Source organism: Serratia sp. OLAL2 (assembly GCF_002752475.1).
GTDB classification, from domain to species: domain Bacteria; phylum Pseudomonadota; class Gammaproteobacteria; order Enterobacterales; family Enterobacteriaceae; genus Serratia; species Serratia bockelmannii.
The window spans coordinates 830,551-844,837 of record NZ_MSTL01000019.1; the positions used below are offsets into that span (position 1 = coordinate 830,551).

The 14,287-nt window shown below is 61.5% G+C and carries 15 protein-coding genes; 9 read left to right on the forward strand and 6 right to left on the reverse strand.

All coding sequences use genetic code 11. The annotated features are described in order from the left end of the window. Positions 1-279: 279 nt before the first annotated feature. On the forward strand, positions 280-1,770 hold the full coding sequence (gene amyA, locus BVU99_RS21345) for an alpha-amylase (RefSeq protein WP_099816738.1): 1,491 nt from the start codon (positions 280-282) through the stop codon (positions 1,768-1,770). A gap of 120 nt (positions 1,771-1,890) precedes the next feature. Continuing rightward, positions 1,891-2,739 carry a PA4780 family RIO1-like protein kinase gene (locus BVU99_RS21350; RefSeq protein ID WP_099816737.1) on the forward strand — a complete coding sequence of 283 codons (849 nt, stop codon included), beginning with the start codon at positions 1,891-1,893 and terminating at the stop codon, positions 2,737-2,739. 9 nt (positions 2,740-2,748) lie between these two features. On the opposite strand, the gene BVU99_RS21355 is transcribed toward BVU99_RS21350, so the two are convergent. Then, positions 2,749-2,967: a hypothetical protein gene (locus tag BVU99_RS21355; protein WP_049203872.1), complete on the reverse strand. Its 219-nt coding sequence runs from the start codon at positions 2,965-2,967 to the stop codon at positions 2,749-2,751. A gap of 69 nt (positions 2,968-3,036) precedes the next feature. Between BVU99_RS21355 and BVU99_RS21360 the strand changes: the two genes are divergently transcribed. After that, the gene (locus BVU99_RS21360) at positions 3,037-3,864 is read left to right on the forward strand and encodes an AraC family transcriptional regulator (RefSeq protein ID WP_099816736.1); all 828 of its coding nucleotides are present in this window, start codon (positions 3,037-3,039) and stop codon (positions 3,862-3,864) included. Here BVU99_RS21360 and BVU99_RS21365 read toward each other — a convergent pair. The 3 genes from BVU99_RS21365 to lsrG all read right to left on the reverse strand — a co-directional run bounded on the left by BVU99_RS21365 (position 3,840) and on the right by lsrG (position 5,800). Next, a complete protein-coding gene (locus BVU99_RS21365; RefSeq protein WP_049295221.1) occupies positions 3,840-4,430 on the reverse strand; it encodes a LysE family translocator in 591 nt (196 codons plus the stop codon). The genes BVU99_RS21360 and BVU99_RS21365 overlap by 25 nt on opposite strands. An 83-nt stretch (positions 4,431-4,513) precedes the next feature. Then, positions 4,514-5,419: an EamA family transporter gene (locus BVU99_RS21370; protein WP_049295220.1), complete on the reverse strand. Its 906-nt coding sequence runs from the start codon at positions 5,417-5,419 to the stop codon at positions 4,514-4,516. 87 nt (positions 5,420-5,506) lie between these two features. Beyond that, positions 5,507-5,800: a (4S)-4-hydroxy-5-phosphonooxypentane-2,3-dione isomerase gene (gene lsrG / locus BVU99_RS21375; protein WP_033642299.1), complete on the reverse strand. Its 294-nt coding sequence runs from the start codon at positions 5,798-5,800 to the stop codon at positions 5,507-5,509. Between the two features lie 193 nt (positions 5,801-5,993). On the opposite strand from lsrG, the gene lsrK reads away from it, so the two are divergent. From lsrK to BVU99_RS21405, 6 genes are all read left to right on the forward strand, one after another. After that, positions 5,994-7,559 carry an autoinducer-2 kinase gene (gene lsrK / locus BVU99_RS21380; protein WP_025301994.1) on the forward strand — a complete coding sequence of 522 codons (1,566 nt, stop codon included), beginning with the start codon at positions 5,994-5,996 and terminating at the stop codon, positions 7,557-7,559. Positions 7,560-7,779: 220 nt separating this feature from the next. Then, the gene (locus BVU99_RS21385; protein ID WP_049295219.1) at positions 7,780-8,964 is read left to right on the forward strand and encodes an MFS transporter; all 1,185 of its coding nucleotides are present in this window, start codon (positions 7,780-7,782) and stop codon (positions 8,962-8,964) included. Positions 8,965-9,023: 59 nt separating this feature from the next. Further along, positions 9,024-9,941, forward strand: a complete 918-nt coding sequence (locus BVU99_RS21390; RefSeq protein WP_099816735.1) for a LysR family transcriptional regulator — start codon at positions 9,024-9,026, stop codon at positions 9,939-9,941. Between the two features lie 54 nt (positions 9,942-9,995). Then, positions 9,996-10,337: an HNH nuclease YajD gene (gene yajD / locus BVU99_RS21395; protein ID WP_004939576.1), complete on the forward strand. Its 342-nt coding sequence runs from the start codon at positions 9,996-9,998 to the stop codon at positions 10,335-10,337. A gap of 272 nt (positions 10,338-10,609) precedes the next feature. Next, positions 10,610-11,245, forward strand: a complete 636-nt coding sequence (locus BVU99_RS21400) for an AAA family ATPase (protein WP_025301991.1) — start codon at positions 10,610-10,612, stop codon at positions 11,243-11,245. Next, positions 11,242-11,544 (forward strand): hypothetical protein, encoded by a 303-nt coding sequence (locus BVU99_RS21405; protein WP_025301990.1) that lies wholly within the window; start codon positions 11,242-11,244, stop codon positions 11,542-11,544. Before BVU99_RS21400 ends, BVU99_RS21405 begins: the two co-directional genes overlap by 4 nt. A 38-nt stretch (positions 11,545-11,582) precedes the next feature. Here BVU99_RS21405 and BVU99_RS21410 read toward each other — a convergent pair whose 3' ends face one another. After that, positions 11,583-13,826 (reverse strand): molybdopterin cofactor-binding domain-containing protein, encoded by a 2,244-nt coding sequence (locus BVU99_RS21410; protein ID WP_099816734.1) that lies wholly within the window; start codon positions 13,824-13,826, stop codon positions 11,583-11,585. Positions 13,827-13,828: 2 nt separating this feature from the next. Continuing rightward, complete coding sequence (locus BVU99_RS21415) at positions 13,829-14,281, reverse strand: (2Fe-2S)-binding protein (protein ID WP_043136855.1); 453 nt, start codon at positions 14,279-14,281, stop codon at positions 13,829-13,831. Positions 14,282-14,287: the final 6 nt, after the last annotated feature.

Consider the following 14,287-nt stretch of genomic DNA (forward strand, 5'->3'; position numbering starts at 1 on the left):
CAAATTAATATTTAAAATTAAAATAAAAAACCAATGAAAATGGGAGTAAAAACATCAAAATTTGACAGAACAAAAAATAAAGCAAATATCTATTTGAAAAATAGTTAATAAAAACTAAAACGTGAAAACTTGATAGCAGCAACTTAATCGCTATCCCGTCAATATCGGTTACATATTTACGCCTGCCTTCGCGCGCCTCCCTGCGCCATTGTCCCTTTTGCCAAAAGTAGCCCATGCTTTAACTGCTCCTCTCCTTCTGGCTAACCGGGACGCTGGCTCATGACGAAAAAAACCACCCTGCTGCAATTCTTCCACTGGTACTACCCCGACGGCGGCAAACTGTGGCAGGAGGCCGCCGAGCGCGCCCCGCACCTGGCCGAACTGGGCATCACCGACCTGTGGCTGCCCCCTGCCTGCAAGGGCGCTTCCGGCGGTTACTCCGTCGGCTACGATACTTACGATCTGTTCGATCTGGGCGAATTTGACCAGAAAGGCAGCGTGGCCACCAAATACGGCGACAAAGCGGCGCTCGAACACGCCGCCACGACACTGCGCGAACACGGCGTGGGGGTACTCTACGACGTGGTGTTCAACCACAAGCTCGGCGCGGACGAAAAAGAACAGGTACACGTGTTCAAGGTGGACGCCAACAACCGCAACGACATCGACGACCAGGGCTTCGACGCGCTGGCCTACACCCGCTTCACCTTTCCCGGCCGCCAGGGCGTGCATTCCGAGTTTATCTGGGATTACACATGCTTCAGCGGCGTCGACTACGTTGAGCAGCCGGACGACAAAGGGGTGTTCAAAATCGCCAACGACTATGGCGACGACGGCTGGAACGATCAGGTCGACGACGAAAAAGGCAACTACGACTATCTGATGGGCGCCGACGTGGAGTTCCGCAATGCCGCCGTGACGGAGGAGCTCAAATACTGGGCGCGCTGGCTGTTGGAAAGCCTGCCGTGCGACGGCTTCCGTCTGGACGCCGCCAAACACATTCCCGCCTGGTTCTTCAAAGAGTGGGCGGATCACGTGCGCGACAGCGCGCAGCGCGACCTGTTTATCGTTGCCGAATACTGGTCGCACGATCTCGGCGCGCTGCAACAATACATCGAGTTGGTGGACGGCAAGGTGATGCTGTTCGACGTAGCGCTGCACCTGAAGTTTCATCAGGCGTCGAAACAGGGCGACGGCTTCGACATGGCGCAGATCTTCACCGATACCCTGACCGCCGCCGATCCGGCCCACGCGGTGACGCTGGTCGCCAACCACGATACCCAGCCGCTGCAATCGCTGGAGGCGCCGGTGGAACCCTGGTTCAAACCGCTGGCCTACGCGCTGATCCTGCTGCGCGAACAGGGCGTGCCCTGCGTGTTTTACCCCGACCTGTATGGCGCCAGCTACCGCGACAAGGGGCGCGACGGCGGCGAGTACCAGATTGACATGCCGGCGATCCCGGAGCTGGAGAAGCTGATCGCCGCCCGCCAGCGTTTCGCCAACGGCCCGCAAACCGACTACTTCGATGACAGCCACTGCGTGGCCTTCAGCCGCGCCGGCACCGCCGAGGCCCCCGGCTGCGTGGTGGTGCTGACCAACGGCGGCGAGAGCGGCAAGACCGTCGCGCTGGGCGCCGATTTGGCGCACACTGCCTGGCGCGATTTCCTCGGCAACCGTCAGGAGGAAATCACCACCGACGACCAGGGCAGCGCCCATTTCCCGGTCAACGCCGGCAGCGTCAGCGTCTGGGTGCCGGCCGCCAGCCTGTGAGGACCCGCCGCCGTGCAATGATGCCGCGGCGGCAAAACTAATGTTTGCCTTTCGGGTCTAACTTACGCTATCAACTGCGCAAGCCATTCACACCGGAGCCTAAATAGGGTACAAGGCTGCATGAAAATTCCAAAACGACTCCAGCCGCTGGTAGATGACGGGTTAATCGACGACGTCATCCGCCGGTTGAAAAGCGGCAAAGAAGCCGACGTGTTTATCGTGCGCTGCGGCGATGAGATCCGCTGCGCCAAAGTGTACAAAGAGGCCGAGAAGCGCAACTTCAAGCAGGCCGTTCACTATCAGGAAGGGCGCAAGGTGCGCAACAGCCGCGACGCGCGCGCCATGAGCAAAGGCTCCAAATTCGGCCGCCAGCAGCAGGAAGAAGCCTGGCAAAACACCGAAGTGGACGCGCTGTATCTGCTGGCCAAGGCCGGGGTGCGGGTGCCGCAGCCGGATATCTGCCTGGACGGCGTGCTGCTGATGGAGCTAATTACCGACGAAGAAGGTCTGGTGGCGCCGCGCCTGAGCGATGTCATCCTGACGCCGGAACAGGCGCGGGCCGATCACGCCCTGATGATGAACTACGCGGTGCGCATGCTGTGCGCCGGGCTGGTGCACGGCGATCTGTCGGAATTCAATGTGCTGATGGATAAAGACGGGCCGGTGATCATCGATCTGCCGCAGGTGGTGGACGCCGCCGCCAACAACCACGCCAAAAGCATGTTCGAGCGCGATATCAACAATTTGGCGGAATATTATGGCCAATTCGCGCCGGAACTGCGCGACAGCCAATACGCCAAAGAGATTTGGGCGCTGTATCAGGAAGGCAATCTGACGCCGGACAGCGCCCTCAGCGGCCGGTTCAGCGAAATCCAGAAGTGCGCCGATGTCGGCTCGGTGCTGGAAGAGATCCAGGCCGCCAGCGAGGAACACCAGCGCCGCATCATGGCGCGCAACGCGGAAGAGTAACGCGCCGCGCTATTCGACGCGAAACACGTCCGGCCGCTGCGGCGTCGCGGCCTCGTGATAAATATCCCCCAGATAGCCGGCGATCTCCTCTTCGTGCAGATCGGCCGGCAGCACGATATCGTGGCTGGGGGCATACTTGCGCTCCGGCAGCGTCACGCGGAACAGCCGCCACTCATCCCCGATGCGCTTCACGCCCAGCAGACGGCCGAACACGTTAAAAATCATCATCCGCCATTCCCCCTCTCGTCGCTTTCAGGCTATAACACTGTGATGCCACCGCAGTGAAAAGGAAAGCGTATGAGTGAAAAAACGCCGCAGTTCTGGCGCGATCCGCAGTTGCCGTTCGTCGAAGCCCGCGCCATCGCGGATGGCCGCCAGGCGTGTTACAGCCTGCACAGCCACGAATTCTTTTCCATCGGTGCCATCACCGGCGGCGTCAGCACCTATGTCAACGGCGAGCGGCGCATGCAGGTTAGCGCCGGCGATCTGGTTGTCATCAACCCGCAGCAGGCGCACGCCTGTAATCCGATCGCCGACCGCCGTTGGTCATACATCATGTTCTATCTCGATCTCGCCTGGATCGGCGCGCTGCAGCAGGAGCTGCTCGGGGGCGAAGGCGAGCGTTTTGTTCCGTTCAGCCAGCCGCTCAGCCGCGATCCGGTGCTGTTCCACGGCCTGAATCGGCTTTATGCGCTGCTGACGGATCCGCTGTGCAGCGCGCTGGAAAAACAGATCGCCATGGTGGAGTATTTCAGCGCCCTGCAGCTCGGGCTGGGCAGCGGCCGCCAGCCGGAGACACCGCCGCATGCCCGACTGGAAGCGGCGGCGGCGTTTATCGACGCGCACTGCACCCGGCCGCTGACGCTGGACGATATTTGCCGCGCCGCCGCGCTCTCGCCCTCTTACCTGATCCGCGCCTTCCGCCAGCGTTACGGCATGACGCCGCACGCTTATCTGGTCAATCGCCGCGTGCAGCACGGCCATCGGCTATTGAAAAGCGGCCTGCCGATCGCCGCGGCCGCCAGCGAAAGCGGCTTTGCCGATCAGGCGCACTTTCAGCGCACCTTCAAACAGCTGCTGGCCGCCACGCCCGGCCAGTATCAAAAACCCTCCGCCAACAGATAGCAGGCGCTGGCCGCCAGCAACGCCGCCATCACGCGGTTGAAACGCTGTACGTTGCGCGCCTGCCTGAGCAGGCCGCGCAGCATCGCACCAACATAGGCCCAGCAGGCCACCGAGGCATAGCAAATCACGAAGTAGAGCCCGGCGAATTGCCACAGCAGCCGGATGTCGCCGTCGCCGACAAAAGCGCCGAGGCTGGCCACCGACGCCAACCATGCCTTGGGATTCAGCCATTGCATCAGCGCGCCGTACCAACAGGAAGGCGCCTGCGCCGCGCCGTTGCCCAGCCTGCCGTCGTCAAACGCCAGCCGGTAGGCCATAAACAGCAGGAAGGCCACGCCGGCCCACTGAATCAAGCGCGTCAACGCCGGCCACAGGATCAGCAGCTGGTGCATGCCCAATCCCAGCAGTAACAGCAACAGGGTAAACCCCAGCGTGGCGCCGAATACGTGACGCTGGGTCGCGCCAAAGCCGAATTGCGCCCCGGCGCTCAATGCGACGATGTTGACCGGGCCGGGGGTGATGGAGGCCGCCAGCGCGAACGCGGCCATGGAAAAGTAGATATTCATGATGGGCACCTGAGAAAATATTCACAGGTGCCAGAGTGCCGGGCCGCGCCGACAACGTATTGAACAGAATTGCCCTGTTCAATTTAGCGCACGGCGACGGCCCGGCGGCGCGGCAGCCCAAAGGTGTTGACCGCCATGCCGGCCAGCACCAGCAATGCGCCGCCGAACTGCGCCGGCGACAGCGCTTCGTCCAGCAGCAGCCAGGCGGCGAACAGCCCGACCAACGGTACCAGCAGCGTCAACGGCGCGACGCGCCAGGTTTCGTAGCGCCCCAGCAGGCTGCCCCACACAGAATAACCGAACAGCGTGGCGGCGAACGCCAGATAGGCAATTGCCAGCCAGGTGCCGACCTGCACATGGCTCAGGCTGGCGAGCACCACCTGCGGGCCGTCGAACAGCCAGCTGCAGGCCAGGAACGGCACGACCGGGATCGGCGCGCTCCACACCACCAGCGACAAAATGTTGCGCTGCGGGAAACCGGCCAGGATCTTCTTGTTGGTCAGGTTGCCCAGCGCCCAGGAAAACGCCGCCGCCAGGGTCAGCAGCAGGCCCGCCAGGGGGACCGCGCCGCTGCCCGGCTTATGCAGGCTGGCCTGCGCCAGCACCAGCATGCCGCCGCTGGCGATAGCAATGCCGACGAAATGGTTGACGCGCAGCTTTTCGCCCATCAGCACGACACCCAACAGCAGGGTGAAAAACACCTGCGCCTGCAGCACCAGTGAGGCCAGCCCCGCCGGCATGCCCACCTTGATGGCGACGAACAAAAACGCGAACTGCGCGAAGCTCATGGTCATGCCGTACAGCAACAGCCATTTCCACGGGATCGTCGGGCGCGGAATAAAGAAGATCGCCGGCAACGCCACCAGCAAAAAGCGCATCCCAGCCAGCAGAAACGGGGGCATGCCCTGTAAACCGAACTTGATGACGACGAAATTCACACCCCAGATCACCACCACCAACAGCGCCAACAGCCGATCGCGCAATGTCATCCTCGCCCCGCTTATCCCATTGAAAATTCGCTTTACCTTGCAGATTACAACCAAACCGGGGACATGGACACCGGCAAACGCCGGCGCTTATTCCGGCATCAGGCCGATAAAGGTGGTTTTCTTGCGCGGGCCGGTCATCAGCGCTTCCAGCTTCTCCACGCACTGCAGGTAATGCGGGGTCTGCTTATGCGCCGCCACCGCCTGCTCGTCGCGATAGGCTTCGTAGATGTAAAACCGCGTCGGAATATGCTCATCCTGCAGCACGTCGAAGCGCAGGTTGCCCGGCTCTTCGATCGCCCCCAGATGATTGGCGCGGAAAACGTCGATAAATTCGTCGATTTTGTCCTGTTTAACGTTGATCTCTACCAATGTGACGTGCATGACAGCTCCTTGTTTGAACGGCGCGCCGTAGCATGGCGCTTTCCAACCATAGGTTCATTCCCGTCGATTGCCCTGCCGCAACGGCAATTTTGCCGCCTGGCTCACAAATCGCACCGGCGATGCCCACCCCACCCCCGGCGAGGGAAGACGGCGGCATCTATAGTTAACACTCCTCCCCCTGAGAGCATAGGCTATGGATAACTACTTGATGGCGCTGGATGCAGGAACAGGCAGCATTCGCGCCGTGATCTTCGATTTGGCGGGTAACCAGATCGCGCACGGCCAGGCGGAGTGGCAACACCTGGCGGTGCCGGGCGTACCCGGCTCAATGGAGTTTGACCTCAACCGCAACTGGCAGCTGGCCTGCCAGTGCATCCGCCAGGCAATGCAACGCGCTGGATTGAGCGCTCAGGCGATCCGCGCGGTGGCCTGCTGCTCGATGCGCGAAGGCATCGTTCTGTACGATCGCAACGGCGTGCCGATCTGGGCCTGTGCCAACGTCGATGCGCGCGCCAGCCATGAGGTCAGTGAACTGAAAGAGCTGCACAACCACGGCTTCGAACGCGAGGTATATCAATACTCCGGCCAGACGCTGGCGCTGAGCGCCATGCCGCGCCTGCTATGGCTGGCGCACCACCGCCCGGACATCTATCGCCAGGCGGCGACGCTGACCATGATCAGCGACTGGCTGGCCAACATGCTGAGCGGCGAGCTGGCGGTCGATCCTTCCAACGCCGGCACCACCGGCATGCTGGATCTGAGCAGCCGTGACTGGCGGCCGGCGCTGCTCGATATGGCCGGGCTGCGCGCCGATATTCTGTCGCCGGTGAAAGAGACCGGCAGCGTGCTGGGGTGCGTCACCGAACAGGCGGCGCAGGAAAGCGGGCTGCTGCGCGGCACCCCGGTGGTGATGGGCGGCGGCGACGTGCAGCTCGGCAGCCTGGGGCTTGGCATCGTGCGCGCCGGGCAGACGGCGGTGCTCGGCGGCACCTTCTGGCAGCAAATCGTCAACCTGCCGGAGCCGGCCATCGATCCGGAGATGAACATCCGCATCAACCCTCACGTCATTCCCGGCATGGCGCAGGCAGAATCCATCAGCTTCTTTACCGGCCTGACCATGCGCTGGTTCCGCGACGCGTTCTGCGCCGAAGAGAAACTGCTGGCGGAGCGGCTGGGCGTCGATGCCTATAGCCTGCTGGAAGAGATGGCGGCCAGAGTGCCGCCGGGCGCCTACGGCGTGATGCCCATCTTTTCCGACGCCATGCATTTCAAAACCTGGTATCACGCGGCGCCGTCGTTCATCAACATGTCTATCGATCCGGAGCGCTGCAACAAACAGACGCTGTTCCGCGCGCTGGAGGAAAATGCCGCCATCGTCTCCGCCTGCAATCTGGAGCAGATCGCCGCCTTCTCCGGCGTGCAGGCGCGCTCGCTGGTGTTCGCCGGCGGCGGTGCCAAGGGCAAACTGTGGAGTCAGATCCTCAGCGACGTCACCGGGCTGACGGTGCGGGTACCGGTGGTGAAAGAGGCCACCGCGCTGGGCTGCGCGATCGCCGCCGGCGTCGGCGCCGGGTTATACGAGTCGCTGGCCGAAACCGGCGAGCGATTGGTGCGCTGGGAGCGCGAGCATCAGCCGGACATGACCCACCACGCGCTGTATCAGGAACAGAAAGAAACCTGGCGGCGGGTCTACGCCGATCAGTTGACGCTGGTGGACAACGGCCTGACCACCTCGCTGTGGAAAGCGCCGGGGCTATAAGCGCCACGCGGCATTCGGTCATAACCTTATGCCGTTTTATTCCTTTCTCTTAGGCGCGGCGCGAGCCGCGTTTTCACTCGCCGCCGCGATTGTTTCCCTTCAGAAACAGTGTAACCACCGCAGATGGATTTATCTGCGCCTTCGGCCTGCCGTAGATTGTGACTTTGATCACGCCGCGCCCCGAGCGCGGCCTGCGCATTCACCTGAGACGAGCGGCATTATGCTGAATAATAAAGATAACTCTGCATTATCCCCGTGGCCGGCGATCTTTTCGCTGACGGTCGCCTGTTTTGTCATGGTCACCACCGAGTTCTTGCCGATCGGCCTGCTGACCAACATCGCCCCTTCACTTGGCGTCAGCACCGGCACCGCCGGGCTGATGGTCACCATGCCCGGCATCGTGGCGGCGGTGGCCGCTCCCGCATTGAGCCTGATTTCCGGCCGTCTGGATCGGCGTTTACTGATGCTGGGGCTGTCGCTGCTGCTGATGGTGTCCAACCTGGTGGCGGCGCTGGCCGTCAACTTCCCGATGATGCTGCTGGGCCGCGTGCTGCTGGGCATCTGCGTCGGCGGTTTCTGGTCGTTCGCCGCCAACTACGGCCGCCATCTGGTGCCGGAAGCCAGCCAGGGCCGCGCCACCGCGCTGATCCTCAGCGGCATCTCGGTCGGCGCGGTGTGCGGCGTGCCGGCCGGGGCGCTGATCGGCGATCTGTTCGGCTGGCGCGCCGCCTTCTTCGGCGGTGCGGCATTGGCGGTCGGCGTGCTGTTGGCGCAGCTGCGTTTGCTGACCTCGGTGCCGCCTTCCCGGCCGGTCACGCCGCGCGATCTGGTGCTGCCGCTGCGCCTGCCGATGGCGCGCATCGGCCTGATCGCCATCGTGCTGCTGTTCATCGGCCACTTCGCCGCCTACACCTACCTGCGGCCGCTGCTGCAACAGGTGTTCGTGCTCAGCCCGTCGGCGATCTCGCTGCAGCTGTTGGCCTATGGCGCCATCGGCCTGCTGGGCACTTTCCTCGGCGAGCGTCTGGGGGAATACAGCCTGCGCGCCACCTTTATTCTGATCGCCGCCATGCTGGCGGGCATTTTGATCGTTTCGCCGCTGCTCAGCGGCCTCGCCGGCGCCACGCTGATGGTGCTGGTGTGGGGGCTAGCCTTTGGCGCCGTCCCGGTGTGCGCCACCAACTGGATGTTCGCCGCCGTGCCGCAGGCGCCGGAAGCCGGCCAGGCGCTGTTGGTGTGCGTCATCCAGATCGCGCTGGCCTCCGGCGCACTGCTGGGCGGTGAAGTGGTGGACTGGCAGGGCGTCAGCAGCGCGATGCTGTTCGGCGGCGCGCTGATCCTCTCCGCCACGCTGGTGTTCGGCCTCAGCTTGCGCTCCGGCGCGATTGGCGCTAAACAGTGTTAATCATTATCTATCTGCAGAAACATGCCCCGGCCACCGCCGGGGCATGGTGTTGAGAACCTATGGACCATCATTTGCTCGCTATCCGGGTATTTAACCGCGTGGTGGAAACCGGCGGCTTTACCCGCGCCGCCGATTCGCTGGGCATGCCGAAAGCGACGGTCACCAAGCTGATCCAAAATCTGGAGGATCACCTGCAGACCAAGCTGTTTCAGCGCACCACCCGCAGCGTGTCGGTCACCCGCGAAGGTGAATGCTATTACCAGAATACGGTGAAATGGCTGGCGGATTTGGAGCAGATGGAAGGCTGCCTGACCGAATCGCAAAGCTCTCCGCAGGGCGTGCTGCGTATCGACACCGGCGGTGGCACCGCACGTCGCTTACTGCTGCCGGCACTGCCCGACTTTCTGGCACGCTATCCGCAGATACAGATCGATCTGAGCGTCGGCGACCGCGTGATCGATCTGATCAGCGACAGCACCGACTGCGTGATCCGCAGCGGTCCGTTGGCCGACTCCAGCCTGATCGCCCGGCGCCTGTTCGATTTGGACTGGGTCAGCTGCGCCACCCCAGCCTACCTGGCGCTTCACGGTACGCCGCGCCACCCGTGCGATCTGGAACAGGGTTTTCCGATGGTGCACTATCGCCACCCGCTTAACGACCGCATCCACCCGCAGCGCTATGCCGAACACGGCAAAGAGATCGCCATTCAACAGCGCTCCCCGGTCAGCATCAATGAGGGCAACGCGCTGCTGGCGGCGAGCCTGGCCGGATTGGGCATCATCCAGATCTATCGGTTTATGGCGCAGCCGCACCTCGACAGCGGCGAGCTGGTCAGTCTGCTGCACGATTGGCAGCCGCCGCCGGAGCAAATGTACGTGGTCTACCCGTCCAATCGCCACCTCAGCGGCAAGCTGCGGGCGTTTATCGACTGGGCGGTGGAGACTTTTGACAACGGCAAGATGAGCCGCACGTTGTAGCCGCACGCAGTGTGGTATTATTTGCCGCATAGCGATTCACGACGGACAACCACCATGGCCTATATCCCCAAAAACTATGCGAAGCTGGAAACCGGCTACCGCGAAAAAGCGCTGAAACTGTTCCCCTGGGTGTGCGGGCGCTGCTCACGCGAATTCGTTTATTCCAACCTGCGCGAACTGACGGTGCACCATATCGATCACGATCACAGCAACAACCCGGAAGACGGCAGCAACTGGGAAATGCTGTGCCTGTATTGTCACGACCACGAGCACTCGAAATACACCGAGGCCGATCAATACGGTTCAACGGTGGTGGCCGGTGAAGACGCTCAGAAAGATATCGGCGTCGCCACCCACAACCCGTTCGCCAACCTGAAGGCGATGATGAAGAAGTAACGCCATCGACAGCTTAATGAGCCACTAACTTATTAAGCTGTTAAATTAACAAAAACTCTCTTCCGTTCCGCCACTTCCCAGAGAATTCCTACTTACCCACCCGGCCGATTCACCGCAAAATAAGCTGCGCAGTTAACAACATACTGGCTTGGCAAGCCGCCGCAGTTGGTGCATATTGTTCGCGAGTTGTTCTTGTTAACCTGTTTGATTATCAACCTAATAAGCACATTAACTTAATAAGTTATCAGCTTAATAACTTGAGAGATGGCAGCATGATTGTCCTGATTGGCTCGCAAAAAGGCGGCGTCGGCAAGTCGACGAAAGCGGTGAACATCGCCGGGTATCTGATTCTTAAGCAAGGCAAGACGGCGATCATCGTCGATGCCGACGACCAGAAGTCGATCATGACCTGGTACAACGACCGTCAGAACGTCGAGGGGCTGCCGCACATTCCGGTGGTGGCCGCGTCGGGTAAAATCAAGGAAACGCTGCTGGAGCTCGATCGCCATTACGACTACGTGATCGTCGACACCGCCGGTCGCGACAGCGCCGAACTGCGCTCCGGCCTGCTGGCCGCCGATCTGTTCCTCTCGCCGCTGCGCCCTTCGCAGATGGATCTCGACACCATTGGCTATCTGTCGGAGATGTTCTCCACCGCGCAGGAATACAACGAGAAGGTCAAAGGCTACATCGTATTGAACATGTGCCCGACCAATATCTTCATTAATGAAGCCAACGAAGCGGCGCAGGTGCTGAGCGAATACCCGGAGTTCACCCTGGTGAGCAACCGCCTGTGCGACCGCAAGATTTACCGTGACGCCTGGGGTGAAGCCATCACCGTGCACGAGGCGAACAACGAAAAGGCGCAGAGCGAAATTGAATGCCTGGTGAAAGAGGTGATCCTGTGAAAAAACGCACCCCCACCCACCGCATGTCGGAAGACGAATTCATCAACAGCGCCACCTCGCACACGCTGCCGGTCGCGGCGCCCGCGCCAGAAGCCAAACCGGCCGGCCGCAAGCGCACCTATAAGGCGATCTCCGTCAGCCTGACGGACAACCACATTGAGGCTATCGATGAAGTGATCGTGCAGGCGGCGCGCAACGGCATCGTGCGCATCACCCGTTCCGACATCATCAAACTGGCGATCGACGGATTGGCGGAGAAAAGCGAAGCGCAACTGCTGGAACTGCTGAAAAAGCTCTGACCGCACGGCCCGCCGGCTGGCCAAACCGGCGGCTGCCGTTACACCGACGAGAACTCGCGTGGGAACGGCATAGTACGATAGGTTTTGCCGGTGGCCTTATGCAGCGCGCTGGCTATCGCCGGGGCGACCACCGCAGTCGATACTTCCCCGCATCCCTGCGGTGCACGCGCGCTATCGAGCACCACGACCTCCACCTTGGGCATTTCGGCGATCGCGAGCAGCGGATAGCGATCGAAATTCCCTTCCACCACGCCGCCCCGTTCAAAATGCAGCTCGCTGTGCAGACAGGTGGTCAGCGCAAAGCCGATGCCGCCCTCTACGTTGGCACGCACCAGGTTCGGGTTTATCACCTTGCCACAGTCAATCGCACATACCGCGCGCAGCACCCGTAGTCGCCCCCCCTGGATGGCGATTTCAACCACCAAACCGACGTAGGTGGTGAAAGCGTTATTGCGGCCGACCCAAATATTGCACGCCATACCGCGATAAACGCCCGACGGCGGTTCATGCTGCCAACCGGCCGCCGCCGCGGTGGCGTCCAGGACGCGCAACGCTTCCGGGCTGTCCTGCAACAGATGCCGCCGATACGAATATTCGTCCCGGTTGGCCTTATGGCTGAGTTCGCTGATAAAGCTTTCCAAAAAGAACAGACTGGCGACGCTGCCGACACCGCGCAGATAGCTCAGGGAGATCGGCTGTTCGACGATGCCGGCCTCCACCTTCAGGTGTGGGATGCGATACGGCGTGCTGTAAACGCACTCCACCATACTTTCATCCCATCCCCCGGCCTCATTGACCGTTTCGCGCCGCATTTGCCAGAAGAGAGACTGCCCGGCATAGCGCGCCCACAGCGCCTGCGGGTAGCCGTTTTCATCCAACAGCGCCCGATAATGGCTGATGCAGGCCGGACGATAGTATTCATGCCGCATGTCGATCTCGCGCGGATAGATCACTTTGACCGGTTTCCCCACCGCCCGGGAGGCGGCGGTAGCATGCATCACGGCATCCGGCAGATATTTGCGCCCAAAGCTGCCCCCCAGATAGGTCGTATTCACCACCACATCCGTCGGCTTCAGCCCGAACATTTTCGCCAGAACGTTGCGTACCATGTCCTGGCCCTGGAAAGGGCCCCAGGTTTCGATACGGCCCTCGCCGTAATGGCTGGTGGCATTGCAAGGCTCCAGGGTGGCGTGCGCCACATAAGGTGCGCTGTAACGCGCCTCATGCAAGCGTGAACCTTGTTCAGCGCCACAAATCAACGCCGACGCCTCGCCGCGATCGACCGCCGGCACCAGCGTATCGCCATCCAGCATCGCCAGATTCTCTGCCGCAATCGCACTATCGGTCAGCGCTTTTCCTGTGCCCGGCAGCCAGTCGACCTCCAGCAAATCCGCCGCCTTTTTGGCCTGCCAGTAGCTCGCCGCCACCACGATCACCGTATTGAGCGACATATCGTGATCCAATCCGACCATGTTGTTCATCGACCACTGCCGGGTCAACACCAGATCCACTACGCCCGGCATGGCCCGAATCTGCCGTTCATTGCGCACGGCGACCAGCTTTCCGCTGAGATCGGGCACCATCCAGGGAACGCCGATCAGCATCTCCGGCAAGTCGATATCGATACCGTAAATCGCACTGCCGTCCACTTTCTCCGGCGTATCGACCCGCAACAGCGGCTTGCCAATGACACTCTCTCGCTCTTGCGCCTCACTCTTTAAACCAGGCTGCGGATCCAACGGCAGCTCGGCGGCATAGCGCACCAGATCGCCGTAGGCGACCTTGCGCTGCCCGCCTTTCTCAAGCACCCAGCCTTTCTCCGTGCGGCACTGCGCCGGTGAAAGCGCGAAATGTTTTGCGCCGGCCCGCAGAAAAAAATCTCTCGCCTGTGCGCCGGCCAGCCGGGCACGCTGATAAAATTTGGTCATGGAGGTTGAGGCGGCGACAAACTGTGCGAAAGCCTCGCCCCCGGCAACCTGACGATAAGCGTCACGGCCGGTGACGAATTTCACCGTCACCTGCGCCCAATCGGCATCCATCTCCGCCGCCACCACTTCGGCCAGGCCGGTGTAAATCCCCTGCCCGACCTCACATTGCGACACGCCGATAACGATGCGCCCATCGCGATCGATCCAGATCCAATCGTTCAATTCATGCTGACCGTCCGGTGGCGTCACGTCCTGTGAAACCACGGCCGCCAGGCTGCGCGTCGATATCGGCAGCAGCATGGCGGCCACTGCCAACGCGCTGCCTTTTATCAAGGTTCTGCGGGTGATCGCCATACTCAAGATCCTCCCTTGTCCGCGGCGCGGTGCACCGCCGCACGGATCCGGTGGTAGGTGGCGCAGCGGCACAGATTGGTCAGGCCCGCATCTATCTGCCGATCGTCCGGCCTCGGGTGTTCCGCCAGCAGCGCGCTGACCGCCATGATCATGCCTGATTGGCAGTAGCCGCACTGCGGCACATCCTCCGCAATCCAGGCCTGCTGCACCGGATGACGGCGATCGAGGGACAGCCCTTCGATGGTGGTCACCTGCCGATCGCGCACCAATTGCAGCGGATAGCAACATGAACGCACTGCCTTACCGTCGACATGTACCGTACAGGCGCCACAGGCGCCAATACCGCAGCCGAACTTGGTGCCGGTTAACTTAAAATGTTCTCGGATCACCCACAGCAGCGGCGTATCCGGCTCGCCGTTAAATTCGACCGCCTGGCCGTTCAAATTGAACTTCATGCCATC